The following is a 23,641-nucleotide window of genomic DNA, read 5'->3' on the forward strand; positions in this document are numbered from 1 at the left end:
AGTGTTAAATCCGATCCATCCGCCGGGCGCAAATGCTGGTTCCGGCGGCGATTTCCGTAAAGGCTTGGACAGGGCGGAAGCGGGGGCTAAAAGGCCTATTCCCGCGGCAGCCTTCTCCCTATGAAGAAGCCTCAACCACGCAGAAGTGCCCCAGAGCCCTCATGAATCAGCCCAAAATCTCCCCGGAGATCACCCCCGAACTCGTTGCCTCCCACGGCCTCAAGCCCGACGAGTACGCCCGCATTCTCAAGCTGATCGGAAGGGTCCCGAGCTTCACCGAGCTCGGCATCTTCTCGGCGATGTGGAACGAGCACTGCTCGTATAAATCCTCGCGGCTGCACCTCAAGGGCCTGCCGACCAAGGCGCCATGGGTGCTGCAGGGGCCGGGCGAGAACGCCGGCGTCATCGATATCGGCGACAACCAGGCCATCGTGTTCAAGATGGAGAGCCACAACCACCCGAGCTACATCGAGCCGTACCAGGGCGCCACCACCGGCGTCGGCGGCATTCTGCGCGACGTGTTCACGATGGGCGCGCGGCCGATCGCCTGCCTCAACGCGCTGTCCTTTGGCGCGCCGGAGCATCCGAAGACCAGGCATCTGGTGTCGGGCGTGGTGGCCGGCGTCGGCGGCTACGGCAATTCGTTCGGCGTGCCGACCGTCGGCGGCCAGATGCGCTTCCACACCCGCTATGACGGCAACAACCTGGTCAACGCGATGGCCGTCGGCCTCGCCGATGCCGACAAGATCTTTCTGGCGGCGGCGTCGGGCGTCAACATGCCGATCGTCTATCTCGGCTCCAAGACCGGCCGCGACGGCATCCACGGCGCCTCGATGGCCTCGGCCGAATTCGACGAGGATTCCGCCGAGAAGCGCCCGACCGTGCAGGTCGGCGATCCCTTCGCCGAAAAGCTGCTGCTGGAAGCCTGCCTCGAGATCATGGCCGCCGATTGCGTGATCGCGATCCAGGACATGGGCGCCGCGGGTCTGACCTGCTCGGCGGTCGAGATGGGCGCCAAGGGCAATCTCGGCGTTGAACTCAACCTCGACACCGTGCCGACCCGCGAACCGGGCATGAGCGCCTATGAGATGATGCTGTCGGAAAGCCAGGAGCGCATGCTCATGGTGCTGAAGCCGGAAAAAGAGAAAGAGGCCGAGGCGATCTTCAAGAAGTGGGGCCTCGATTTCGCGATCGTCGGCTACACCACGCCGACCATGCGCTTTGTCGTCAAGCATGGCGGCGAGACCATGGTCGACCTGCCGATCAAGGAATTGGGCGACGAGGCGCCGTTGTATGATCGCCCGCACGTGCCGTCGCCGGTGCTGCCGGTGATTCATGCGCGCGATGTCGCGGCACCGCTGTCGATCGCGGATGCGCTGGAGAAGCTCATCGCCACGCCGGAGCTCTGCTCGAAGCGCTGGGTATGGGAACAATACGACCATGTGATCGGCGGCAACACCGTTCAGCGCCCCGGCGGCGACGCCGCGGTGGTGCGGATCGAGGACGGCCCCAAGGGCCTCGCCATGACCGTCGACGTCACGCCGCGCTATTGCGAGGCCGATCCGGTCGAAGGCGGCAAGCAGGCGGTGGCCGAAGCCTGGCGCAACATCACCGCGGTCGGCGGCAAGCCGATGGCGATCACCGACAACCTCAATTTCGGCAATCCGGAGCGGCCCGAGATCATGGGCCAGCTGGTCGGCTGCCTGAAGGGCATCGCGGAGGCCTGCATCGCGCTCGACTTCCCGATCGTGTCGGGAAATGTCTCGCTGTACAACGAGACCAACGGTCGCGGCATCCTGCCGACGCCGTCGATCGGCGGCGTCGGCCTGCTCGACGATTTCACCAAATCGGCATCTTTGGCGTTCAAGGCCGAGGGCGAAGCGATTTTGTTGATCGGCGACACCCATGGCTGGCTCGGCCAGTCGGTCTATCTGCGCGACATCTGCGGCCGGGAGGAGGGCGCGCCGCCGCCGGTCGACCTCGAAACCGAGAAGCGCAACGGCGACGTCGTCCGCGGCATGATCCATGCCGGCACCGCGACGGCGGTGCATGATCTCTCCGACGGCGGTTTGTTGATCGCGCTGACCGAGATGGCGATCGCGAGCGGTATCGGCGCTAGGCTCGACGCCGCGCCGTCCTCGATCGTGCCGCATGCTTATTGGTACGGCGAGGACCAGGCGCGCTATATCGTCACCGTGCCGGAGAGCGCGCTGCTCGGCGTGCTCACGAAACTGAAGACGGTGGACGTGCCCTGCGTACAGATCGGCATCACCGGCGGTCATGAAGTAGCGGTTGCCGGCGAGCGCGCCGTGCACGTCAAGGCGCTGCTGCATGCGCATGAAGCCTGGTTGCCGAACTACATGAACGCGAAGGCGTCGTAGAGGCTCGGACCGCGTTCCCCGGACGCGACGCGATACGAAGTATCGCTTCGCTGATCCGGGGTCCCGGTACTTTACGCCCGCGAACCGGGATCCCGGCTCTGCGCAGCGGCACAAGAGCGCCGCAGCGCGTCCGGGAAACGCGATCAATAGCTCAGCGTGCGATCCACCACATGCCGCAGTGGTGCGCCGCTTTCTGCCCGCGCAATATTCTCTGCGATATTGTCAGACGCCGATGAAACACGCGTGGCCGCCGCCACGTGCGGCGAGATCGTCACGCCCGGATGCGACCAGAACTTGTGGCCGGGCGGCAGCGGCTCGGTGCGAAACACGTCCAGCGTCGCCTGCTGGACGTGACCGCTGTCGAGCGCCGCGACTAGAGCGTCATCGACGATCAGCGACCCCCGTCCGGCATTGAGGATGCAACAGCCCTCGGGAAGCAGCGCCAGCCGCTCGGCATTCAGCAGATCGATGGTCTGCGGCGTCTCCGGCAGGATCGAGACCAGAATTTCCGCCGCGGCCAGCGCTTCGGGCAGGCGCTCTGACCCTGCGAGGCAGTTCACCCCGGGGATTTCGCGGGCGCCGCGGCTCCAGCCGGTGACGCGGAATCCAAGTCCCGCGAGCGCGGTGGCCGCCGCCGCGCCAAGCTCGCCGAGACCGAGCACCGAGACCGAGCGCTCGGTCGCCAGCGGCGGCACGTGCTGCGTCCAGGCGAGCGACTTCTGGCAGACATAGCGATCCATCCCCAGATGCGCGCGAAGAACGTGGCCAACCACCCATTCAACCATGCCGCGCCGCAGCCCGTCATCGACCATCCGGCACAGAGGCTGTGTCAGCGTCGCATTGCCGACGATCTTCTCGACACCGGCCCACAGGCTCAGCACCGCGCCCGCTTTGGTGAACACGCTGAAATCGATCACGGGGCCGCCGGTGGCGTGGATGATGTAGTCGACCTCATCAGGTGCGAAACCGCCCGGGAGAGCGGCGGTGGCTGCAATATTGCGCCGCTGGAGTGCGGTCAGGATCGGCTCGCGATAGTCCTGGAACAAGGCGGGAGAGACGTTGAATAGAAGTTTGATCACCGTGACCTGTCCATCTGGTTTGAATCCCGTTGCGCCGGGGGGCGCTACAGGACCCGCTTGGCGCCGGGGATGGCGCGCAGGGCCCTTGTCGCGGCCCAGCTTACCGCCAGCGTAGCCGCGAACACGATCAGCGCCTTCGAAACCGCGCCGAGCGCGGTCACGTCGAGCAGCGCATATTGCAGCCACAGCACCGGGATGTAGTGGACTACATAGATGCCATAGGCGTCGTCGCGCACCGGGTCAAAGATACTTTTCTCGCGCTGGCCGAAGCGCACGAACAGCGCCAGCACCGCGAGGCAGATCAGCGTGCAGGCCAGCGCATAGACCACGCCGTAGCTCGATTGCCACCAGAAGGGCGGCGCGCCGGTCAGGTTGGCGAGCTTCATGCGGCGGAAATTGACCAGCTCGATCAGGGCGCCGAACGCGACGGCGGCGGCGATCGACCAGAGATACCAGCGCCGCGCCAGCGCGCCGGATCTGGCCAGCAGGCCCTGATCGATATTGGCCGCGCCAATCCCCATGCCGGCGAAGAAGAACACGCCATAGAGAAGGGTGCGGCTGAGCTGGACCTGCAGCGGCCCCCAGTTGAACCATCTGACCGCGCCGACCTCGAACAGCATCGGCACATAGGCTGCGACCGAGACGATGCCGAGAACGCCGGCGAACAGGGCCGGGCGCTCGAATGATTTTTGCGACAGCCGGTTGATGGCGTCGATCAGCCCCGGCGCCAGATAGAATAGCGGGATCGCCAGCAAATCGAGAAACAGCAGGTACCAGATGAACCAGCCGGGGCCATCGAACCAGACCCCCTGTTTGAGGTTGGCGGCATAGAAGTCGAGGAAGCCGAGGTTGGAGCTGGAGAGCCGGAATGAGGCGTAATAGGCGATCGGCATCAAGACCAGCAGCATCGCCAGGAATGGCAGCCCCAGCCGCAGCGCGCGATCGCGCAGAAAGTCGGCGACGCCCTTGCGCCGCAGCGAGCCTGCGACGAACAGGCCGGACAGCAGGAACATCAGGCACATGAAGAACGCATCGTTGAACAGCGTCAGGATGTTGAAGCCGATCCAGCGCTGGCTGTCGACGACCGGCGCCGACGACCACAGATAATGATTGGGATAGAAGCGGCCGAACGCCGTGTAGGCCACTACCGAATGGTTCACCAGCACCAGCAGCGTGATGAAGGTGCGGGCGCGGTCGAGCGCGGCGTTGCGGTTGGACATGGGGATCGATCGGCCCTGTTGCGTTGTTCGGCCCGCACGACGGCCGACATTTTCAGCAACATAAAGGGAGAGGATGACGGCGGCAAATCAGGCCACTGTCATTCCGGCGCGAGCCGCGCGTGAACCCGCAATCCCGACATGTTCAAAATATTTCCAGATCCCGGGTTCGCGCCTGTCGACTGACGCTGCCAGACGCGCCCCGGGATGACGGGCTGAAGCCGCCATTCCTCGAATGACTGCCTCAGCCCGTCACTTCCTCGATGGTCACCTTATCTGGATAGAATGCCAGATAATCCCTGATCTCTTCCATCGCCGGGAACGGCGTCTCATAGGTCCAGATTGCGTTTTCCAGCGTTTTGCCGCCGGCGTTGATGCTGTAATAGCTGGCATCGCCCTTGTAGGGGCAGTGCGTCACGCGATCGGTGCGGCTGATCAGCCTGGGGTTGGCGTCGGCGCGCGGAATATACAGCACGGCTGGATAGCTGGCCTCCTTCAGGGTCAGCGCGTGGGTGGTCTCGGCGATCACGATGTCGCCAGCCCGCACGCGAATGTGCCGGTCGCTGGGCGCGATGCTGATGGGATGGTCGGGGCCGGGGAGCTTCATGGTCAAACCCTCGTTGCGGAACATCTTCTGCCTTGCAAATGTGCGATCCGGCCGGGGTTTTACAGGGGGCGCTGCGGGATATCTGTTCAGAAGGCCGTGACGCGGTGGGGCGTCCGGGCTAGGCTGGGCAACCGGGCGGCAGGCGATGCCGCCATCAAAATCATACCGGAGAGTTCTGAATGCCGATGGACGCCCACGATATCGAGACCATGATCAAGGCCGCGATTCCCGATGCCGAGGTCACGATCCGCGATCTGGCCGGCGACGGCGACCATTATGCGGCCACCGTGATCGCGGAATCCTTCCGCGGCAAATCGCGCGTCGCCCAACACCAGATCGTCTACCAGTCGCTGAAGGGCCAGATGGGCGGCGTGTTGCACGCGCTGGCACTGCAAACCGGCGTGCCGGAGGCGTAGGCGCGCTGCTTATTCCCTCGCCCCGCGCTTGCGGGGAGAGGGTGGCTTCGCGAAGCGAAGACGGGGAGGGAGCGGAGTTTTACTCCCCCGCCACCAGCGCGTGCACCGAAAACTGCTGCTGCGCGTCGGTCCATGACGCCTTTGGGGTCCAGCCGGAGCCCTTGGCCAGCGCCGCGAACCGATCCAGGCTGTATTTATAGCTGCTCTCGGTGTGGATGCTCTCGCCAGCACGGAAAACAAAACTCCGGCCCAGCACATGCACCGTCTGTGGCTTCCTGGCGATCAGATGCATCTCGATGCGGTGGCGTTCGCGGTTATAGATCGCGCGATGCGAAAACGCCGCGAGGTCGAAATCGCCGCCGAGTTCGCGGTTGATCCGCACCAATACGTTCTTGTTGAACTGCCCGGTGACCCCTGCCGCGTCATTATAGGCGGCGTAGAGCTGCTTCTCGTCCTTCTCCAGATCGATGCCGATCAGCATCAGCGCGCCGGGACCGAGAATGGCGCGGGCGCTGCGCAGGAAGGCCGAGGCTTCATGCGGCTCGAAATTGCCCAGCGTCGAACCGGGGAAGAAGCCGACCTTGGGCATGGCGCGGACCGCGTCGGGCAGCTCGAACGGCGCGGTGAAATCGGCGGTTACCGGAAATACGTGGAGCGCGGGGAAGTCGGCGCGTAATTCAGCCGCCTGCGCGTTCAGGAAGTCGCCGGAAATATCCACTGGTACATAGGCGCCGAATTCGCATTCGTTGAGCAGCAGCCGCACCTTGGTGGTGGCGCCGGCGCCGAACTCGACCAAGGCCGCATGATGCGGAATGATGGCGCGGATATCCGCGCCACGGGCGCGCAGGATATCGAGCTCGGTGCGGGTCGGGTAATATTCCGGCAGCAGCGTGATCTGTTCGAACAGCTCGGAACCGGCCGCGTCGTAGAAATATTTCGGCGAGAGTTTCTTGGGATGTTGCGAGAGGGCTTCGGTGACATCGGCGGCAAAGGCCGAGGTCGCAGCGTCGAGCGGCGCGCGCGCCAGTGGGGCATGAACGTTCATCAAACTCTCCTCAACGCCAGCGCGCTGTGCAATCGATCAGATGCCGTAGTCGGCGAGCCGAAGCCCGGTAAACTGCCAGCGATGATGGGGATAAAAGAAGTTACGATAGGTGATACGGCTGTGGCCCTCAGGAGTTGCAAGCGACGAGCCGCGCAGCACCAATTGGTTGACCATGAATTTGCCATTGTACTCGCCAAGCGCGCCTTCGATGGCGCGGTAGCCGGGATAGGGCGAATACGAGCTGCGGGTCCACTGCCAGACGATGCCGAAGGCGTCGTTGAGGGCGCCGGCGCGGGCGGCGACTTCCCATTCCATCTCCGTCGGCAAATGCTGGCCGCTCCAGCGGGCGAAGGCGTCGGCCTCGTAATAGCTGACATGACAGACCGCGGCGGCGGGATCGACCGGCCGCGGCCCGCCGAGCGTCATGACCTGCCACTCGCCATCGACCTGGCGCCAGTGGCCGGGGGCCTGCCATTCCTCGCGCTCGGCGGCGGCGAAGCCGTCCATCAGCCACAATGTCGGCGATGAATAGCCGCCGGCAGCCATGAACCGCAGCCATTCGCCATTGGTGACCAGGTTGCGCGCCAGTCTGACCGGGCCGACCAGCGCACGGTGCGCCGGCTTTTCATTGTCGAAATGAAAGCTGTCGGCGCTGTGGCCGATGGTGTGGATGCCCTCGGTCAGGGTCAGCCAACGCTCTCCGCTGATGGTGGGTTTTGGACACGTCCAGGACGGATCGTAGGCCGGCGGGATCGGGTTCTGCGCGAAAGCGTGCAGGATGTCGGTGAGCATCAGCTCCTGATGCTGCTGCTCGTGGTTGAAGCCGACTTCCAGCAGCGGCACCAGCGAGGCCAGCTTGGCGTCATCGGCTTCGCTGAAGAATTCCAGCACGGCGGCATCGACATGGCGGCGATAGGCCGTGACCGCGTCGGCGCCGGGCCGGGTCAAGTGGCCGCGCTGGGCGCGGCCATGGCGCGGACCCGCCGAGACGTAATAAGAATTGAACAGATAGGCGTAATCGGGATGGTAGGGCGTATAGCCCGGGGCGTGGTCGCCGAGCAGGAACTGCTCCCAGAACCAGGTGACATGGGCGCGGTGCCACTTCGCCGGTGAGGCGTCGGGCATCGATTGCACCAACTGGTCTTCAGCGGAAAGTGAAGCGGCGCGGCGTTCGGTTTCGTCGCGGACAGCCATGAAGGCTTGGCCCAGCCGCTGGGCCAGGGAGCCGGGTTCGGAGACCCATGACGCAACAGGGGCGGTCATCGGGGCTGCGGCGGATGCTGGATTCGTCACAAAGATCTCCGGTTTTGGAGTGAACGCTTCTCTGGTGTTCAGGTTCCACGCAGGTTCTGTCCTAAATAGGCAATCCGGCCGGCGATGGAAGGCTCATCGTCATATGATTTGGCGAGTGGCCAGACCCGGTAAAAACGGTTGAAAATCAGCCCTATGGCCTGATGTAAGGCCGGCACGGCGCGATTCTGACGCCAGATTGACTTGGGGTGCGAAACAGTTTCGGCTACATATATGAGCAGCTGAAACGGCGCAGGCGCCGGGGACCGGGCTGCAACAGGAACACGATCATGAGCATTGAGCAATTCATCGAGAACGAAGTGAAGACCAACGACGTGGTGCTGTTCATGAAGGGCACGCCGCAGTTTCCGCAGTGTGGCTTCTCGGGCCAGGTGGTGCAGATCCTCGACCACGTCGGCGTTGGCTATAAGGGCCTCAACGTGCTGGAATCCGCCGAACTGCGCGACGGCATCAAGACCTATTCGAACTGGCCGACGATTCCGCAGCTTTACGTCAAGGGCGAGTTCGTCGGCGGCTGCGACATTATCCGCGAGATGTTCCAGGCGGGTGAGTTGCAGACTCTGATGGCCGAAAAGGGCGTCATCGCCGCGGCTCCAGCGGCCTGATTCTGGCTGGCGTTCAGCGCCACTCCCGTTCCCTAGACGCGATGCAGCACATGGTGCTGCGTCGCCGATCGGGGTCGCGGCGACTGGCACCAAGAGACGGTCCGCTTGTCGGTACTGGGCCAAATCAACCTGAGCCCGTCTCGCTTCGCTATCTGCAGCACATGATACCGTCCGATGCAAATAACATGAAGCGGACGCGCGCCACTTGTGTGCCTCCCTGTCGTCGCTAAACTTCCGGCAGACAGGCACAAGGAATGGCGATGATCTGGCGAGTCGGAATGCGCGCGCTGTTATGTGGCGCGCTGTTGCTGGCAGCCCTGCCGGCGCGCGCCGAGGATCGCTTCGCCGCCGAAGGCACCTTTGACATTCCTGCCGGCGCGCATTTTTCGCAGGGCAAACTCGCCAAAATCGGCGAGTTCTTCCGCGACCAGATCGCGGCCGGCAAGATTCCCGGCGCAGTGGTTCTGATTCAGCAGCACGGCAAACCGGTGTATTCCGAAGCCTTTGGCGTGCAGGATGTCGTCAGCAAAAAGCCGATGTCCGACACGACCATCTTCCGTCTGCATTCGATGACCAAGGCGGTCACCAGTGTCGCGGCGATGATGCTGATCGAGCAGGGCAGGCTCCGGCTCGACGATCCCCTCTCGAAATACGTGCCGTCGTTCGCCAATGCCAAGGTCGGTGTCGAGAAGAAGCTGGAGAGCGGCGAGAAGGCGCTCGAGATTGTCGCGCCGAACCGGCCGGTCACCATCCGGGATCTGATGCTGCAGACCTCCGGCATCACCTATGGCTTCTACGGCGAAGGCATGGTGCGCCGCGCCTATGGCAATGCCGACATCTATGCCGGCGACTACGACAATGCGGAATTCGCCGACCGCATCGCGCAGCTGCCGCTGGCGGACCAGCCCGGCACGCTGTGGGATTATGGCCATTCCACCGACGTGCTCGGGCGCGTCATCGAGGTGGCGTCCGGCCAGTCGCTGTTCAACTATGAGCAAAGCGCGCTGCTCGGCCCGCTCGGCATGAAGGATACCGCGTTCTTCGTCACCCATGCCAACAGGCGCCGGCTGGCGCAGCCGGTGCCAGCCGATGCCGATTTTCGCGTCGGCAAGCGCAGCGGTCCCGACGTGTTCAAGAAATGGGAGTCCGGCGGCGGCGGCATGATCTCGACGCTGCATGATTTTTCGCGCTTCGCACAGATGCTGCTGGGTGGCGGCGCGTTCGACGGCCGGCGCTACCTGTCGCCAGAGACGTTTGCCGACATGACCACCGACCATATCGGCAAGGATTCCGGCATCGCCCGCGACTATCTGTATTTTCCCGGTGACGGTTTTGGCTTTGGCTACGGATTTGGCGTCCGTACTGAGGCCGGCAATGCCAGGCCGCCGCCGCCGGGATCGCTGGGCGAGATCAAATGGGACGGCGCCAGCGGCTGCTATTTCATCATCGATCGCAAACAGGATTTCTTCCTGGTGCTGCTGCAGCAGACCCCGTCGGAACGCCAGCGCATCCAGCGCACCGTGAAACTGTTGGTCTATGAAGCGCTGGAGCATTAACCGCCGCGCGCTGCTGCTGGCGCTGATGGCCACAAGCGTGGCGTCCAGCGGACCTAGCCAGGCCGCGGCCACGGCTCGCCCGCTGTCGCCCGACCTCGGCCGCGCGCTGGATTCCTATTTCGGCAACGAGATCTCCGCCGGCAAGATCCCGGGCGCGATCATACTGGTGCAGCAGCACGGCAGACCGGTATATTTCGAGAGCTTCGGCAGACGCGACGTCGCCAGTCCGATGGGCTCCGACGCGATCTTCCGGCTGTATTCGATGACCAAGCCGGTCACCTCGGTGGCGGCGATGATGCTGGTCGACGACGGCGGGCTACGGCTCGACGATCCCGTGTCGAAATACATTCCGGCCTTCGCCGAGGCCAGGGTCGGCATCGACATGAAGACCGGCGACGAGCACGCCACCTCGGCTTTCGTCGCCCCGCGGCGCCCGATCACCATCCTCGATCTGCTGCGCCACACCTCCGGCATCACCTATGGCTTCTATGGCGACGACCCGGCGCGGCGCCGCTACGCGCAACTCGATCTCGCCAACAGCGATCTCGACAGCGCCGAATGGGCCGACCGTCTCGCGCGCCTGCCGCTCGCCGAGCAGCCCGGCACGCTATGGGACTACGGCCACTCCACCGATGTGCTCGGCCGTGTCATCGAGATCATCTCCGGCCAGTCGCTGTACGGCTTCCTGAAGCGCCGGCTGCTCGATCCGCTCGGTATGAAGGATACCTCGTTCTACGTCACCGACGAGAGCAAGCGTCCGCGCATTGCCGAACCCTTCGCCAATGACCGCATGGTCGGCCCGGTGGTCGGCATGCGCGATCCGCTCGAGATCAGGCGCTGGGAGGCCGGCGGCTCCGGCCTGGTCGGCACGCTCGGGGACTATGCGCGATTTGCGCAGATGCTGATCAATGGCGGAACGCTGGACGGTCGGCGCTATCTCGGCGTGACTACCGTCGCGGCGATGACCACCGATCAGATCGGCCCGGACAGTGGGGTGGGACGGGACTATTATTACTTCCCCGGCGACGGCAGCGGGTTTGGCCTCGGTTTTGCGGTGCGCACGAAAGAACTGGCAAACGAGCCCGGGCCGATCGGCGAATATCGCTGGGATGGCGTCGGCGGCACCTTCTTCTGGATCGATCCGAAGGATGACATGTTCGTCATCGTGATGATGCAAGCGCCGTCGCAGCGGGTACGGATCGAGAGCGAGGTGCGCAAGCTGGTCTACGGGGCGATGGAGTAGCTACGTACTGTCATTCCGGGTTCGCTCGAGCTTTCGCTTTCGCGCCCCGGAATGACAGTTAAGAACTACGCCGTCCTGACAATCTCCCGCACCAGTCCGAGCGTTTCCTCGATCATGTCAGCCGTCACATCGAGATGGGTGCAGGCGCGAATCCGGCCGTCCATCGTCGCCAGCAGCACGCCGCGCTGGCGCAGCGCCGCGACCATGTCGGCGCCGGTGACACCGGCCTGCGCCGGATCGAAGAACACCAGATTGGTCTCCGGCGCCTGCACCATTATGCCGGGAATCTGCGACAGCCCGCCAGCCAGCGCGCGGGCATGGGCGTGGTCGTCCGTGAGGCGATCGACATGGTGGTCGAGTGAATACAGGCAACCGGCGGCGCTGAGGCCGGCCTGTCGCATCGAGCCGCCAAGCCGCTGTTTCCAGCGCCAGACCTCGTCGATGAAGTCGCGCGAGCCGGCCATCGCGGCGCCGAGCGGCGCGCCGAGGCCTTTTGTGAAATCGATCCACACCGAATCCCAGCCCTCCGACATGTCGCGCGCGCTGATCCCGGTGGCGACGCAGGCATTGAGCAGTCGGGCGCCGTCCATATGCGTCGCCATGGCATTCTCCCTCGCGATCGCCACGACCTCGTCGAGCGCGATTTTTTTCCAGATCGTGCCGCCGCCGATATTCGCGGTCTGCTCGACGCTGACCACGGTCTGCGGCGGCTCGTAGCGGCTGCGCGGATGCAGCGCGGCGCGCAGCGTCGCCGCCGTGAACTGGCCGCCTTCGCCATCGAGCGCGGTGACCTGAAAACCGCCGAGCGCGGCGTGGGCGCCACCTTCGCGGCTGATCAGATGCGCGCTGCGATGCGCCAGGATTTCATCGCCGCGCCGCGCATGCACCAGGGTGGCGGCGACGTTGCACATGGTGCCGGACGGCATGAATACCGCCGCTTCCTTGCCGAGTAGGTTGGCGACGCGTTCGCACAGCGCGGTGACGGTTGGATCGTCGCCGATCTGCTCGTCGCCGCATTCCGCCTGCGCCATATACGCCCGCATCGCCGGCGTCGGCCGCGTCTGGGTGTCGGACAGCAGGTTGATGCGAACGGGCGTCTGCCTGGGATCGGTGGGCGTCGGTGTGTAGGTCATGCACAGTCCTTTCAGCCGTCATTGCGAGGTCAGGAAAAGCTGCCCCGCAGCTTTCCACTTAGCAAAGCGAAGCGGCAATCCAGTGGGCTGCAATCGCTGTAAGAGCTGGATTGCTTCGTCGCAAGGGCTCCTCGCAATGACGGATAGAAGCCGAAGCCCCAACAAAAAAGGCCCCGGAAAATCCGGGGCCTTGATCTCGTCAACGCTGCTAGCGTTTAGCGCGAATAGAATTCGACGATCAGATGCGGCTCCATCTGCACGGCGAACGGAACGTCCGACAGCAGGGGGATGCGGATGAACTTGGCGGTCATCTTGCCGTGATCGGTTTCGACGTAATCCGGGGTGTCGCGTTCGCCGAGCGTCGAGGCTTCGAGCACGAAAGCGAGCTGCTTCGAGGATTCCTTGAGTTCGATCAGATCACCGATCTTGACCTTGTAGGAGGCGATGTTGACGCGCTTGCCGTTCACCTTGATGTGGCCGTGGTTGATGAACTGACGGGCCGCGAACATGGTGGCGACGAATTTGGCGCGATACACCACGGTGTCGAGCCGGCGCTCGAGCAGGCCGATCAGGTTTTCACCGGTGTCGCCCTTCATGCGGCCGGCTTCCACATAGATCGAGTGGAACTGGCGCTCGGAAATGTTGGCATAATAGCCCTTCAGCTTCTGCTTGGCGCGCAGCTGCACGCCGAAGTCGGAGAGCTTGCCCTTGCGGCGCTGGCCGTGCTGGCCGGGGCCGTATTCGCGCTTGTTGACCGGCGATTTGGGACGACCCCAAATGTTCTGGCCCATGCGGCGGTCGATTTTATACTTGGCTTCACTACGCTTGGTCATCGCGTCCTCGATGTTGATGGTAGGGTGAGGAGACGCGCCCTCCTGTGTACCGGAGAATTCCAGTACCGACAGGTTCATTCCAAAGCTGGGAGGAGAACCACGGGTGCGAAACGCAACGCGGGCCGAAAGCGGCCCGCGAGCAAGCGGGGTTCTAGGAAGAACCGCGGGGGATGTCAATTGAAAGCCCGGTGCCAGGGCACGAAAACAGGCTAATTCAGCGTATCTGGAAGGGGTTAGGTCCGGTCGGCGGTGACGTGCCCCGGGCGTATCCTGTGGCCGGAATACCGTCAGGACGAGTTTCTGCGATTCCCGGGCTCGAATGAAGACTAGGCGGCCGGATCGACGGCTCGTGCGAACAGCAGTTGCGACAGATGCGACAGAATTTCCGCGGTTTCGACACTGCGCTGCGGGTCGGGCCGCGCGCACAGGAACGCCTTCAGCGGCGGCAGCGGCGGCAGATAGTCTTCCTTGGCCTCGACCAGCGTGGCTGGCAACATCCGTCGCGGGATGATCGTCAGTCCGAGTCCGGCCTCGGCGGCCGACAGCTTGGCCTGGTAGTCCGAGCTGTTGAACGCCACCCGATAGGGCAGCCCCTTGCGGGACAGCGCGCTGATCATCAGCGCATCGGTCACCGCGCCGCTCCAGCTCAGGATCGGCAGCGGCACGCCGGGGCTCAGCAGGAAGTCGCTGGCGCGTGCCCAGACAAATTGTTCGTCATGTTCATCGACGATGAAGTCAGCCATGTCATTGGTCAGCTCGGCGGTGCGGAACACACAGGCGATGTCGATGAAGCCGTCGGCGAGCTCCTTGGTGAGCTCGGCGGAGTTGTCGGTGTGAATGGTGACGTCGCCCAGCAGGTCGTGGTCGCGCTTCTTCAGATATTCCTTGACGTAGAGGTTGCTGATCCCGAGCCGGATCCGGGCCGGTGCGTCGACGATGCTGTTGCCGCGCAAGCGCAGCATCTGATCGTTGGCGTCCATCATCCGGCGCGCGTGGTTGAGTACCAGCGACCCCAGCTTGGTCGCGGCCGACCCTCCCGCGCCCTTTTTGAAGATCGAGCCACCGAGCATGGTCTCGATGCGCTTCATCTGCGCGCTGACGGCGGGCTGGGTCAGGCCGAGACGGCTGGCCGCCTTGGTCAGGCTTCCGGTCTCCGAGATGGCAATCAACGTGCGAACGATTTCAATCGGAACGTTAAGTTGACGATATTGTTCTTGCATCGATGATTTACCCCAAGGGATCACCGTCGCATGGAAACCATAGTTTACCTAGCGGACATATGAATTTTTATTATACCCCGCGCGCAGTCTTATGTCTGACGCCGGGCATATAATTACAGTAATTTAGTAGGGGTCGTGTCCTGTGATGGCGAGCCACGGCCCAACGCCGCCTCGCGCTGTGGACAGGGTCGTCAACGGCCTGAACAAGTCACGATGCGTTAACAAATCGTTCTTCGATGCTGCTGCGCCGGGCTAGCACATGGGTGGTGTCGGACAATTTGATATGGACGGTATCGCCGCGGTCGAATTTCGTGATCTGTCCGATCAGGCCGCCGCAGGTGACGATATGGTCACCCAGCATCAGCGACCCCAGGAAGTTCATGTGGCTTTGCTGGCGTTTCAATTGCGGCCTTACAAGAATGAAAAACGTCAGCACGAATACCAGCGCCAGCGCGCCGCCGATTTGCATCAAGCCTGTTGAAATCATCATAGGATCTCACTTTCAAATATTTGTCCCACGAGGCTGTGGTGTCTGTCAGCGGCGACGTCGTCGCGCCTACGGTTCGGTGGCGGCGGGGAGGGGGACGGATTTGGCCTGGGCGCTTTTGAACAGCCAGCCGGTCCCGAATATACCAACCAGCAATAGCACCACGTGAACGGCGACGTATTCCGGCAACCACGCGACGATGCCGGCGCTGACGCAGAAAATCATCGACCAGAACGTGGCGAGCACCGTCATCAACTGGAAGCGGACGATTTTCGGCAGATGCCTCAAGCCGTTTTTGGAGGAATTCATGATGGGATCGAAAATGGCGCGGATCATTGATTTTCCAGTTCGGTCGTAGGAATTGAACGCTTCACGGCAGCGTTCAGTTGATGGGGAGTCGCCAATTGGCGCGGACAGGCAATAGGAAGCTGGAAGGAACCAAGCCAGCTATGATGGTTTGAAAGTGTAGCTTCGGTGAGGGGAGTCGACGCGCGCTTTCAAATCGTGGCTCCGATCTTCGTCATGGTGCGGAACGACCGGCTTATAAAGACGAGAACAAATGGACCGCGCGATACCAGCTCGCTTGAAGTGCGATCGACGTCGGCTAGAGTGGCGGTGTGATCGCCTTGGTCACGGTGGTCGATGTGCTGCTTAAACTCAGGAATTGCGCCCGGGCATCAGCGAGCGCGACGTGCATGCCTTCGAGTTCGGTAAAGGCCAGGCCCTGGCCGACGGTGTCGGAATAGGCTCCCTCGATCTGGACACTTAAAATTACCGTGGCGTTGAGCGAGATATGTTTCCAGGTGATTTGATAGCTGGTCTCATCAACTCCCGCGCTTAGATGTCCTGAGGTCAACTTGATCATTCGTGATTTGCCCGGTTGGTGACTGGTTCCATGCTGATGAAAGAATGTCGCAGTCGTGAAGTTCCCGGGCTTTTTCAATAATTCGAAATAAACATATCGGAGCGAATCCCGACATATCGTCCATTTCGCGGTGCGCATTTATCCGCCGCGAAATCCGGCGCGGTTGCTTTGTCGGGCAGCGGTCGTTCCGGCATTTATTCGGCGAGGCGGTGCCGCCGCGTTGGCCGCGCATGTCCGTAAAATAACGGGGGGTCGTTGCCGCCACGTTGGGTACCTCCCGCGCCCGGGCCTTGGCGACCATGTAGCGCGAGAGGTGTGAGGAGACGCGGCGTATGGTTACGTTCGGCTCACTGTTTCGGCGCCGGCGTGGCTACCGGCTTACCGTCCTCGACGACATAGACCGCCATGATCTTGAGGCCCTTGTCGCCGGTCTTGATATCGTGCGGCACGCCGGCGGGGACCGCGTAGGAATCCCCGGCCTTCAGTTCCTGGTCGGGCTTGCCTTCCACCAGCAAGGTCGCGCCGCCATCAAGCACATAGCCGGTGTCGACGCCGGGATGGGTATGGCGGCCAGCGATCTGGCTCGGGCCGATCTCGGCGATCACGCTGACGATGTGATAGCCGACCGGAAACTTGATGTCCTGCAGCGGCGTTCGCTTGATGCCCTGCGCCGCCGCGGCGCCAGCGGTGATCGCGATGATGAACCCGCCCAGCATGAGTCTCTTCAACATGGTGTTCTCCCTGTCGCTGCCTTCTTGGAGGTCAGACAGCGCAAGGGTAGCAGCCGGATTGGCCGTCGCAAGCGCCGCTTTCGCGGGGGATCCGGCGTTACCTCAGGCCGCGCTGCGGGTACCGAAATATGCCGCGCTCATGCGCAGCAGCGGCGGCGCGGGCGGTTTGCCGGAAGTGTAGAGGATTTTTGGAGGCGCGCCGGCATCGTCTGCCTGGCCGTCGCCGGGCCCGAGCAGATCCACCACCCGCCGCGCGATCGCCGGCGCCGGATCGATCCAGGTCACCGGCCACGGCGCCAGCGCAATGAAGCGCGTCAGCAGCAACGGATAATGCGTGCAGGCCAGCACCACGGTGTCGGTTTTCGCGCTGCCGTCGTCGACGAAACAGGCGGTGATCTCTTTGAGCAAATCATGGTCGCTGATGGTGGCGCCGCCGAGCTCGGCCTCGGCCTGTGACGCGAGATGGGCCGAGCCGACCAGCGTGACGTCGCAGCCGCCGGCGAAATCCCGGATCAACGCCTTGGTATATTCGCGCTTTACCGTGCCCGAGGTGCCGAGCACCGAGACGCGTCGGCTTCGCGAGCCCGCGCAGGCCGGCTTGATCGCCGGCACGGTACCGACGAACGGCACCGGGAAGGCGCGGCGCAGATGGCCCATCACCAGCGTCGAGGCGGTGTTGCAGGCGATCACCACCAGTTCCGGCCGGTGCAGCGCGATCAGTTCGCCGATGACCGGCACTACCCGGGCGACAATGGCGTCCTCGGAATGCTGGCCATAGGGGAAGAAAGCATCATCGGCGACATAGATGTAGCGCGCGTCCGGACGCGCCCGCACGATCTCGCGCAGTACGGTGAGGCCGCCGAGGCCGGAATCGAACACGAGGATGGTGGGGCGGTGGGGCACGGAATCACTGTTGCCGATGTGGGTTACTTTTGAGTTGCCGCGTCTCGTTCCCCGGAGGCATAGCGGCACAAGGCGGCCGCGCCGCGTCCGGGAAACGAGAACGGCAAGTCTGGAGCTATTCCAGCCGCGATCGCGGCTTTCTGAGGGCGCGACGGCTTGCCGCGGCCGCCGCGGCGTGGCCTTTTCGACCCGTTCGTCGCTTCGAAGAGAGTGTCATGATCCGCAATACCACCGCCCGCTGGGGCAATCTGTCCCGAGCTTTGCACTGGGTCCTCGGCCTCGCCATCCTTTTCATGCTGGCCTATGGCTGGTGGTTCAACCACATCGCGGCGCGGCCGGTGCGGTTCTTTCACCGCTCGATCCATGCCGATATCGGCTATTTGATCCTGCTGCTGATGGCGATCCGGCTGATCTGGCGTGCCGTCAACCCGGTGCCGGCGCCGCCGGCCGATTCGCCGACCTGGGAGCGTGTGCTGGCCAAGGCCAATCACTGGGCGCTGTACGGCGTCACCATGCTGGTCGCCGGGCTCGGCTGGGCGCATTCCGGTGCCCACAAGCCGGATTATGCCGATTTCTTCGGCTGGTTCCGGGTGCCGCAATTCACCAGTACCGACAAGGCCATGGCGGACCGCTATGAGGATCTGCACATCTACGCGGCCTATCTGCTGATCGGCCTGGTGGTGCTGCATCTGGTGGCGGCGCTGTTTCATCGCTTCGTCCGGCACGACGACGTGGTGGCAAGGATGACAGCGGGGGAGTGAGCCGGCAGATGTGAGCTGTCATTCCGGGGCGGGAGCGGCGCTAGCCGCGACCGAACCCAAAATCCCGAAATGTTCATCGCCCCATATCGAGATTCCCCACCACTCCAATTGGGGTGGCTGAAGTGCGCTCGCGCCCCGGAATGACGATCAACTACACCGCCTTTAATGCCCGATGCGGCGCTCGCGGCGGTTCCTCGGTGATCGCATCGCCGGGCCGGACGTCGCCATCCGCCACCACGATTGCCATCACGCCAGCCTTGAAGATCGCCTTGCCGTCGGCGGCCTTGTCCAGGGTTGCCGCCTTCAGGCCGTCTTGAAATCTGTCCATCAGTACGCAGGGTTGGCGCAGTCCGGTGATCGCGATCACCGCCTCGTTGCCGAGATGCAGTTTGGTCCCCGCTGACAGGCCGAGCAGGTCGATGCCGGCGGTCGTGATGTTCTCGCCGAGCTCGCCGGGGCCTATGGCAAAGCCCTTGCCGTTGAGTTCATCCAGCAGCTCGGCGGCGATCAGATGCACCTGGCGCAAATTCGGTTGTGTCGGGTCGCGGCGCCGGTCGTAGCGATGCTGGACCCGTGCCCCCAGATGGCCGTCGCCCTCGACGCCGAGCCCAGCCAGCAGGCGAATGCTGAGCGCTGGAATCTTGCTGAAGTGATGGCCGCGGCGGAGCGAGACGGCGAGGACGCGGGGCTGTAATGTCTCGTCCGTCATTGCCAGGAGCCCTTGCGACGAAGCAATCCAGTTCTTGCCGAGCGCGCGGTAATCTGGATTGCCGCGTCGCTTCGCTCCTCGCAATGACGGCCAAGAGCGTGGCGCAGGATCAGCTCGCGCCGAACACGCGGGCAAAGATCGTGTCGACATGCTTGAAGTGATAGCCGAGGTCGAATTGTTCCTCGATCTCGGCGTCCGACAGATGCTTCTTCACATCGGCATCGGCCTTCAGCAGGGTCTGGAAATCGCCTTCGCCGCGCCATACCGGCATCGCGTTGCGCTGCACCAGTTTGTACGCATCCTCGCGCGAGGCGCCCTTTTGCGTCAGCGCGATCAGCAGGCGCTGCGAATGCACCAGGCCGCCGAGGCGATCCAGGTTCTTCTGCATGTTGGCGGGATAGATCAGCAGCTTCTCGATCACGCCGGCCATCCGGTTCAGCGCGAAATCCAGCGTCACCGTCGCATCGGGTCCGAACATCCGCTCGGCCGACGAGTGCGAGATATCGCGCTCGTGCCACAGCACCACGTTCTCCATCGCCGGCGTTACATAGGCGCGGACCATGCGGGCGAGGCCGGTGATGTTCTCGGTGAGCACCGGGTTGCGCTTGTGCGGCATCGCCGAGGAGCCCTTCTGGCCCTCGGAGAAGAACTCTTCCACTTCCAGCACCTCGGTGCGCTGCATGTGGCGCACTTCGGTGGCGAGCCGTTCCATCGACGAGGCGATCACGCCGAGCGTGGCGAAGAACATCGCGTGGCGGTCGCGCGGAATCACCTGGGTCGAGATCGGCTCCGGCGTCAGTCCCATCGCCTTGGCGACATGCTCCTCCACCCGCGGGTCAATCTGCGCGAAGGTGCCGACGGCGCCCGAGATCGCGCAGGTCGCGACCTCTTTTCGCGCGGTGACGAGGCGCTCGCGGGCGCGGGTGAATTCCGCATAGGCATAGGCCAGCTTGAGGCCAAACGTGACCGGCTCGGCATGGATGCCGTGCGAGCGGCCAATGGTCGGCGTCATCTTGTGCTCGAAGGCGCGGGTTTTCAGCGCCGCCAGCAGCCGGTCGACGTCGGCGATCAGCAGGTCGGCGCAGCGGGTGAGCTGCACGTTGAGGCAGGTGTCGAGCACGTCCGACGAGGTCATGCCCTGGTGCACGAAGCGCGCCTCGGGGCCGACGATTTCCGCCAGATGGGTCAGGAACGCGATCACATCATGCTTGGTCTCGCGCTCGATCTCGTCGATCCGCGCCACATCGAAGGTGACGTCGCGGGCCTTGGCCCAGATCGCCTTGGCGGCGTCCTTCGGGATGGTGCCCAGCTCCGCCAGCGCATCGGCCGCATGCGCCTCGATTTCGAACCATATCTTGAAGCGGGTCTGCGGCTCCCAGATGGCAGCCATTTCGGGACGGGTATAGCGCGGAATCATGGGCACTCGCAGCGGTTAGGGGATTACGCCGCGCTTTAGCAGAAATGGCTGGGGGAGGGAACGGGAAGATGAGGGGGAGGGCGGGCGCCGATCTGGGCGCTGTCGCGTGTCCCCGACTGCGCTGCCGATGCCATTGCGTCGCCGACTGTGCCGCTGCGCAGCCGGGAGCCCGGTCGGGTCGTCGGCGAACCGGGGCCCGGACCCGAATATGTCTTGAAACTAGACTTTTAATCTTATAAGAATATTAGCCTAATTTCAATCCGAAGGCAACGGCGATGAAAATCCGAACTGAACTTGACGATATCCGAAGCAATCTGGCGCGGCTGAAATATCAACTGCTGGGCATCAAGTTCGAATTGAAGCTCCGCAAATGCGGTATATCTACCAAAGACGGCTACGATTCCAGCGAGTTGCGCGACGAACTCGGCTAGTGGACGGACGAAGGGACCTCCGTCGCCAGCAACGCAAGCCGAGATGCAGAGTGTGAGGCGCAGTATGCGCGCGACACATTCATTTGCAACGCGTTGAAACTGAGAAGTTGCTGGTAGCGGGCCGCAGAGCGCTACGCTGCTTGTCTCCGCAGAAGTTCAATTCCTGTACTGAGGTTCTAATCATGCCCAATGCCATGCAACGTATTTTAAAACTTCGCGATGGTGCGGCCGTGGCCGACGTCGTCGTGAGCATTCTTGGGCCCGAGCAGCGCGACCATTCGTGGTTCTCGGAGTGGAACATCCGTTGGCCGGACCGCGAGCGGAAAGGCTCGGCGGGCGGAGCGGATGCCATCCAGGCGCTGCTCGTCGCGCTGAATATAGTCGGCACCGAACTCTACTGCAGCGCGGAGCACAACGCTGGCCGGCTGAACTGGGCCGATGACTGGTCCGGTTACGGTTTCCCGGTGCCGAACGGCATGCGCGATGCGTTGAAGGGGGATGACGCAAAGTATCTTTGAGATCGGCGCGTAACCCGGATACGCGAAGCTGTAGCCCTGATATCGCTTGGTTCATTCGGTCTACGCCTGCTAGCGTCGGTACGGATGACCTCAACGAATATCGACAGTCGACGCAGGAACGATACAGGCCCGTCATCCGACAGGCTCTGAGCTTGCTGGAAAATGATCCAGATGGTTTGCGCCCGGTTATTGAAGCCTGGTGCGACAAAAATATCGCGAAGATGGAATTGTCGGCCAGCCTCGCGAATCCAGGACTACGATTGGTGAAGTAGTCTACGATTTGAAGACGGGCGGCGCCGTGGTAAGCTCATCGCGTGCAGACGAATTGCGAAGTCATTTTTCAGCATCGCGCTATGTTCCGGTGATCGAGCTTCATATCCTTCGGGGATCACGTATCAAACATGCGACGCTCGGCCCGCGTTTTCAGCATTATCCAGAAGCAGCTTCCCGGCTCAGTCCTGTATGGTGATTTCCTTGCTGTCGGGAAAACGGATATGTTCCTGCGTGGATTCCGGCTTTTCACCAGCGGCCGGAAGAACCACAACGATCTGCGCCGATGCGTGATGCCTCTGTGGCGACCGCATGATCAGCTGTCCTTTGATTTTGGTGGACGCTATGGTGGCTTGATAAGGCATCCGCCAGACTTATTGGACGATAACCGATCCGCGCGACGATCGGTACTCGGCCGCCGTTGTGCTGGAGCAGATAATGCCGTTCGTAAGCGAGTTCGAAGGCATTCAGACAGTTGCTTCCTTCCTGGATTATTTTGACTTCATGCGCCCGAACGGGACAGTGCCGGTCCAGCTCGATTTTGCGTTGGCCGATTATCTGACAGGTGACATGCGGGGCTACGAGACGGCGCTATCGTATGTCGAAAGCATCCTGGCGAATCACGAGGAGAGCGGTTGGCCTCTTATGGGCCAGTCGTTGCCAGGATTCGCCAACAATTCGATCTGGACCCGGTCGGTCTCGGCGGGCTCATCCAATGTTGGCGCAACGAAAATGTCGTCAGGCTTGGTCTCAAGGTGTCGTAGTGAACCGAAATAGTCGCGGGGTCTGCACAGCGAAGCGTTCCACCGTCGATCCTCGCGCGCCCGGAAATACTGACGATGCGCTCAGGATCACCCATCCCATGGGCGCGGATCTTGACGAGGATGAGTGACCGATGCAGCAGCGTCATATGCCGGTATTTTGCCAGGCTGCATGTGCCAGAGAATGATCCGTCCGGACTTCATAAGATGATCGATTCATGGCGCAATCAAAATATGGAGGAATTCGACTTGTCTGTCAGTGTTGCGGGTGGTGCGATAGTCAAGAGCGTGGCGCGATGATAGCCGTTGTCGAACCGCAGCAGCCCGTCACTGGTTTTGATGTCGGTCAAGCCGACGGCCGGGGCGGGCTGGCAGGATAGCCGAAACGAGGGAGGCAACGTGAAGCTGGCGATCCTTGCGGATATCCATGGCAACCGGCAGGCGTTCAGCGCCTGCCTCGCGGCGGCGCGTGCGCGCGGCGTGGAGCGCATGGTGCTGCTGGGCGATTTCGTCGGCTACGGCGCCGATCCGGAATGGGTGGTTGATACCGTGATGGAACTGGTGGAAGGCGGCGCGCTGGCGGTGCAGGGCAATCACGACCATGCGGTGGGGACGCCGGCGGAGAGCATGAATGATGATGCGCAGGCGGCGATGCAATGGACGCGCGGCCGGCTCGACGTCGCGCAACGGCGTTTTCTCGCCGGCCTGCCTTTGACGCTGGCCGACGACGACCGGCTGTACGTGCACGCCGAGGCGAGCGCGCCGTCGCGGTGGCGTTACGTCCGCGACAGCGCCGATGCGGCGCGCAGCATCGAGGCGACGCCGGCGCTGGTCGGCTTCTGCGGCCACATCCACCAGCCGGCGCTGTATTCGATGTCCGCCGCGGCCAAGATGACGCGCTTCGTCCCGGCCGCCGACCTCGCCGTGCCGCTGTTGCCGGGCCGGCACTGGCTGGCGGTGCTGGGCTCGGTCGGGCAGCCGCGCGACGGCAACCCGGCGGCGGCGTTTGCGATCTACGATACCGAGCAACGGTCGATCAGCTATTGCCGCGTGCCCTATGATGTCGAGGCGGCGGCCGAGCGGATCCGCGCCAACGGCCTGCCGCCATGGCTGGCCGATCGCCTGGCGATGGGCCGCTGACG

The 23,641-nt window shown here is 63.1% G+C and carries 26 protein-coding genes; 10 read left to right on the forward strand and 16 right to left on the reverse strand.

Going from position 1 to position 23,641, the window contains the following annotated elements:
• Window positions 1-161 precede the first annotated feature (161 nt).
• Window positions 162-2,381: a phosphoribosylformylglycinamidine synthase subunit PurL gene (gene purL / locus Q0S16_RS04765; protein ID WP_295845632.1), complete on the forward strand. Its 2,220-nt coding sequence runs from the start codon at window positions 162-164 to the stop codon at window positions 2,379-2,381.
• A 143-nt stretch (window positions 2,382-2,524) separates the two neighbouring features.
• On the opposite strand, the gene Q0S16_RS04770 is transcribed toward purL, so the two are convergent.
• The 3 genes from Q0S16_RS04770 to Q0S16_RS04780 form a co-directional block, all read right to left on the reverse strand.
• On the reverse strand, window positions 2,525-3,460 hold the full coding sequence (locus tag Q0S16_RS04770; protein ID WP_295845634.1) for a glyoxylate/hydroxypyruvate reductase A: 936 nt from the start codon (window positions 3,458-3,460) through the stop codon (window positions 2,525-2,527).
• Window positions 3,461-3,504: 44 nt separating this feature from the next.
• Window positions 3,505-4,680, reverse strand: coding sequence for an acyltransferase (locus tag Q0S16_RS04775; protein WP_295845637.1), 1,176 nt, complete (start codon window positions 4,678-4,680; stop codon window positions 3,505-3,507).
• A 241-nt stretch (window positions 4,681-4,921) separates the two neighbouring features.
• Window positions 4,922-5,284 carry a DUF427 domain-containing protein gene (locus Q0S16_RS04780; protein ID WP_295845639.1) on the reverse strand — a complete coding sequence of 121 codons (363 nt, stop codon included), beginning with the start codon at window positions 5,282-5,284 and terminating at the stop codon, window positions 4,922-4,924.
• A gap of 179 nt (window positions 5,285-5,463) precedes the next feature.
• On the opposite strand from Q0S16_RS04780, the gene Q0S16_RS04785 reads away from it, so the two are divergent.
• Window positions 5,464-5,700 carry a BolA family transcriptional regulator gene (locus Q0S16_RS04785; protein ID WP_295845643.1) on the forward strand — a complete coding sequence of 79 codons (237 nt, stop codon included), beginning with the start codon at window positions 5,464-5,466 and terminating at the stop codon, window positions 5,698-5,700.
• Between the two features lie 79 nt (window positions 5,701-5,779).
• On the opposite strand, the gene egtD is transcribed toward Q0S16_RS04785, so the two are convergent.
• Window positions 5,780-6,745 carry an L-histidine N(alpha)-methyltransferase gene (egtD, locus tag Q0S16_RS04790; RefSeq protein ID WP_295845645.1) on the reverse strand — a complete coding sequence of 322 codons (966 nt, stop codon included), beginning with the start codon at window positions 6,743-6,745 and terminating at the stop codon, window positions 5,780-5,782.
• A gap of 36 nt (window positions 6,746-6,781) precedes the next feature.
• Window positions 6,782-8,008 (reverse strand): ergothioneine biosynthesis protein EgtB, encoded by a 1,227-nt coding sequence (gene egtB, locus Q0S16_RS04795; RefSeq protein WP_295845648.1) that lies wholly within the window; start codon window positions 8,006-8,008, stop codon window positions 6,782-6,784.
• A gap of 317 nt (window positions 8,009-8,325) precedes the next feature.
• On the opposite strand from egtB, the gene grxD reads away from it, so the two are divergent.
• The 3 genes from grxD to Q0S16_RS04810 all read left to right on the forward strand — a co-directional run bounded on the left by grxD (window position 8,326) and on the right by Q0S16_RS04810 (window position 11,460).
• Window positions 8,326-8,661: a Grx4 family monothiol glutaredoxin gene (gene grxD, locus Q0S16_RS04800; protein ID WP_295845650.1), complete on the forward strand. Its 336-nt coding sequence runs from the start codon at window positions 8,326-8,328 to the stop codon at window positions 8,659-8,661.
• A gap of 260 nt (window positions 8,662-8,921) precedes the next feature.
• Window positions 8,922-10,217 (forward strand): serine hydrolase domain-containing protein, encoded by a 1,296-nt coding sequence (locus Q0S16_RS04805; RefSeq protein WP_295845651.1) that lies wholly within the window; start codon window positions 8,922-8,924, stop codon window positions 10,215-10,217.
• Window positions 10,198-11,460 carry a serine hydrolase domain-containing protein gene (locus Q0S16_RS04810; protein WP_295845653.1) on the forward strand — a complete coding sequence of 421 codons (1,263 nt, stop codon included), beginning with the start codon at window positions 10,198-10,200 and terminating at the stop codon, window positions 11,458-11,460. Before Q0S16_RS04805 ends, Q0S16_RS04810 begins: the two co-directional genes overlap by 20 nt.
• A 65-nt stretch (window positions 11,461-11,525) precedes the next feature.
• Here Q0S16_RS04810 and Q0S16_RS04815 read toward each other — a convergent pair whose 3' ends face one another.
• The 8 genes from Q0S16_RS04815 to murI all read right to left on the reverse strand — a co-directional run bounded on the left by Q0S16_RS04815 (window position 11,526) and on the right by murI (window position 17,632).
• The gene (locus tag Q0S16_RS04815) at window positions 11,526-12,593 is read right to left on the reverse strand and encodes a threonine aldolase family protein (protein WP_295845654.1); all 1,068 of its coding nucleotides are present in this window, start codon (window positions 12,591-12,593) and stop codon (window positions 11,526-11,528) included.
• A gap of 215 nt (window positions 12,594-12,808) precedes the next feature.
• The gene (rpsD, locus tag Q0S16_RS04820; RefSeq protein ID WP_295845657.1) at window positions 12,809-13,426 is read right to left on the reverse strand and encodes a 30S ribosomal protein S4; all 618 of its coding nucleotides are present in this window, start codon (window positions 13,424-13,426) and stop codon (window positions 12,809-12,811) included.
• Window positions 13,427-13,752: 326 nt separating this feature from the next.
• Complete coding sequence (locus tag Q0S16_RS04825; RefSeq protein ID WP_295845660.1) at window positions 13,753-14,595, reverse strand: LysR family transcriptional regulator; 843 nt, start codon at window positions 14,593-14,595, stop codon at window positions 13,753-13,755.
• Between the two features lie 259 nt (window positions 14,596-14,854).
• Window positions 14,855-15,136 (reverse strand): preprotein translocase subunit YajC, encoded by a 282-nt coding sequence (gene yajC, locus Q0S16_RS04830; RefSeq protein ID WP_295845662.1) that lies wholly within the window; start codon window positions 15,134-15,136, stop codon window positions 14,855-14,857.
• 66 nt (window positions 15,137-15,202) lie between these two features.
• Window positions 15,203-15,469, reverse strand: coding sequence for a hypothetical protein (locus Q0S16_RS04835; RefSeq protein WP_295845664.1), 267 nt, complete (start codon window positions 15,467-15,469; stop codon window positions 15,203-15,205).
• 268 nt (window positions 15,470-15,737) lie between these two features.
• On the reverse strand, window positions 15,738-15,998 hold the full coding sequence (locus tag Q0S16_RS04840; protein ID WP_295845666.1) for a hypothetical protein: 261 nt from the start codon (window positions 15,996-15,998) through the stop codon (window positions 15,738-15,740).
• A gap of 347 nt (window positions 15,999-16,345) precedes the next feature.
• Window positions 16,346-16,729: a cupin domain-containing protein gene (locus tag Q0S16_RS04845; RefSeq protein ID WP_295845668.1), complete on the reverse strand. Its 384-nt coding sequence runs from the start codon at window positions 16,727-16,729 to the stop codon at window positions 16,346-16,348.
• Window positions 16,730-16,831: 102 nt separating this feature from the next.
• A complete protein-coding gene (gene murI / locus Q0S16_RS04850; protein WP_295845671.1) occupies window positions 16,832-17,632 on the reverse strand; it encodes a glutamate racemase in 801 nt (266 codons plus the stop codon).
• A gap of 215 nt (window positions 17,633-17,847) precedes the next feature.
• On the opposite strand from murI, the gene Q0S16_RS04855 reads away from it, so the two are divergent.
• On the forward strand, window positions 17,848-18,393 hold the full coding sequence (locus tag Q0S16_RS04855; RefSeq protein ID WP_295845674.1) for a cytochrome b: 546 nt from the start codon (window positions 17,848-17,850) through the stop codon (window positions 18,391-18,393).
• A 151-nt stretch (window positions 18,394-18,544) separates the two neighbouring features.
• On the opposite strand, the gene Q0S16_RS04860 is transcribed toward Q0S16_RS04855, so the two are convergent.
• Both Q0S16_RS04860 and purB read right to left on the reverse strand, forming a co-directional pair.
• Entirely contained in the window at window positions 18,545-19,102 is a 558-nt protein-coding gene (locus Q0S16_RS04860) for an MOSC domain-containing protein (RefSeq protein ID WP_295845677.1), read from the reverse strand.
• A gap of 109 nt (window positions 19,103-19,211) precedes the next feature.
• Complete coding sequence (purB, locus tag Q0S16_RS04865) at window positions 19,212-20,519, reverse strand: adenylosuccinate lyase (RefSeq protein ID WP_295845679.1); 1,308 nt, start codon at window positions 20,517-20,519, stop codon at window positions 19,212-19,214.
• A 275-nt stretch (window positions 20,520-20,794) separates the two neighbouring features.
• Here purB and Q0S16_RS04870 point away from each other — a divergent pair, with 275 nt between their 5' ends.
• A complete protein-coding gene (locus Q0S16_RS04870) occupies window positions 20,795-20,950 on the forward strand; it encodes a hypothetical protein (RefSeq protein WP_295845681.1) in 156 nt (51 codons plus the stop codon).
• A 182-nt stretch (window positions 20,951-21,132) separates the two neighbouring features.
• Complete coding sequence (locus tag Q0S16_RS04875) at window positions 21,133-21,468, forward strand: hypothetical protein (RefSeq protein WP_295845684.1); 336 nt, start codon at window positions 21,133-21,135, stop codon at window positions 21,466-21,468.
• 452 nt (window positions 21,469-21,920) lie between these two features.
• Here the strand turns inward: Q0S16_RS04875 and Q0S16_RS04880 are convergent, their stop codons facing one another.
• Complete coding sequence (locus Q0S16_RS04880) at window positions 21,921-22,103, reverse strand: hypothetical protein (RefSeq protein WP_295845686.1); 183 nt, start codon at window positions 22,101-22,103, stop codon at window positions 21,921-21,923.
• A gap of 73 nt (window positions 22,104-22,176) precedes the next feature.
• On the opposite strand from Q0S16_RS04880, the gene Q0S16_RS04885 reads away from it, so the two are divergent.
• The gene (locus tag Q0S16_RS04885; RefSeq protein WP_295845688.1) at window positions 22,177-22,515 is read left to right on the forward strand and encodes a hypothetical protein; all 339 of its coding nucleotides are present in this window, start codon (window positions 22,177-22,179) and stop codon (window positions 22,513-22,515) included.
• A 383-nt stretch (window positions 22,516-22,898) separates the two neighbouring features.
• Window positions 22,899-23,639, forward strand: a complete 741-nt coding sequence (locus Q0S16_RS04890) for a metallophosphoesterase family protein (RefSeq protein ID WP_295845690.1) — start codon at window positions 22,899-22,901, stop codon at window positions 23,637-23,639.
• Window positions 23,640-23,641: the final 2 nt, after the last annotated feature.

Source organism: Tardiphaga sp., assembly GCF_025356345.1.
GTDB lineage: Bacteria > Pseudomonadota > Alphaproteobacteria > Rhizobiales > Xanthobacteraceae > Tardiphaga.

Coding starts and splice junctions, on each gene's coding strand:
- Q0S16_RS04875 (WP_295845684.1), top strand. CDS start 21,133: ATGCCCAATGCCATGCAACGTATTTTAAAACTTCGCGATGGTGCGGCC.
- yajC (WP_295845662.1), bottom strand. CDS start 15,136: ATGATGATTTCAACAGGCTTGATGCAAATCGGCGGCGCGCTGGCGCTG.
- Q0S16_RS04840 (WP_295845666.1), bottom strand. CDS start 15,998: ATGATCAAGTTGACCTCAGGACATCTAAGCGCGGGAGTTGATGAGACC.
- egtD (WP_295845645.1), bottom strand. CDS start 6,745: ATGAACGTTCATGCCCCACTGGCGCGCGCGCCGCTCGACGCTGCGACC.
- rpsD (WP_295845657.1), bottom strand. CDS start 13,426: ATGACCAAGCGTAGTGAAGCCAAGTATAAAATCGACCGCCGCATGGGC.
- Q0S16_RS04880 (WP_295845686.1), bottom strand. CDS start 22,103: ATGCCTTATCAAGCCACCATAGCGTCCACCAAAATCAAAGGACAGCTG.
- Q0S16_RS04780 (WP_295845639.1), bottom strand. CDS start 5,284: ATGAAGCTCCCCGGCCCCGACCATCCCATCAGCATCGCGCCCAGCGAC.
- Q0S16_RS04810 (WP_295845653.1), top strand. CDS start 10,198: ATGAAGCGCTGGAGCATTAACCGCCGCGCGCTGCTGCTGGCGCTGATG.
- purL (WP_295845632.1), top strand. CDS start 162: ATGAATCAGCCCAAAATCTCCCCGGAGATCACCCCCGAACTCGTTGCC.
- Q0S16_RS04855 (WP_295845674.1), top strand. CDS start 17,848: ATGATCCGCAATACCACCGCCCGCTGGGGCAATCTGTCCCGAGCTTTG.
- Q0S16_RS04775 (WP_295845637.1), bottom strand. CDS start 4,680: ATGTCCAACCGCAACGCCGCGCTCGACCGCGCCCGCACCTTCATCACG.
- grxD (WP_295845650.1), top strand. CDS start 8,326: ATGAGCATTGAGCAATTCATCGAGAACGAAGTGAAGACCAACGACGTG.
- Q0S16_RS04815 (WP_295845654.1), bottom strand. CDS start 12,593: ATGACCTACACACCGACGCCCACCGATCCCAGGCAGACGCCCGTTCGC.
- Q0S16_RS04805 (WP_295845651.1), top strand. CDS start 8,922: ATGATCTGGCGAGTCGGAATGCGCGCGCTGTTATGTGGCGCGCTGTTG.
- Q0S16_RS04785 (WP_295845643.1), top strand. CDS start 5,464: ATGCCGATGGACGCCCACGATATCGAGACCATGATCAAGGCCGCGATT.
- egtB (WP_295845648.1), bottom strand. CDS start 8,008: ATGACCGCCCCTGTTGCGTCATGGGTCTCCGAACCCGGCTCCCTGGCC.
- Q0S16_RS04835 (WP_295845664.1), bottom strand. CDS start 15,469: ATGATCCGCGCCATTTTCGATCCCATCATGAATTCCTCCAAAAACGGC.
- Q0S16_RS04885 (WP_295845688.1), top strand. CDS start 22,177: ATGCCGTTCGTAAGCGAGTTCGAAGGCATTCAGACAGTTGCTTCCTTC.
- Q0S16_RS04870 (WP_295845681.1), top strand. CDS start 20,795: ATGAAAATCCGAACTGAACTTGACGATATCCGAAGCAATCTGGCGCGG.
- Q0S16_RS04845 (WP_295845668.1), bottom strand. CDS start 16,729: ATGTTGAAGAGACTCATGCTGGGCGGGTTCATCATCGCGATCACCGCT.
- purB (WP_295845679.1), bottom strand. CDS start 20,519: ATGATTCCGCGCTATACCCGTCCCGAAATGGCTGCCATCTGGGAGCCG.
- Q0S16_RS04860 (WP_295845677.1), bottom strand. CDS start 19,102: ATGACGGACGAGACATTACAGCCCCGCGTCCTCGCCGTCTCGCTCCGC.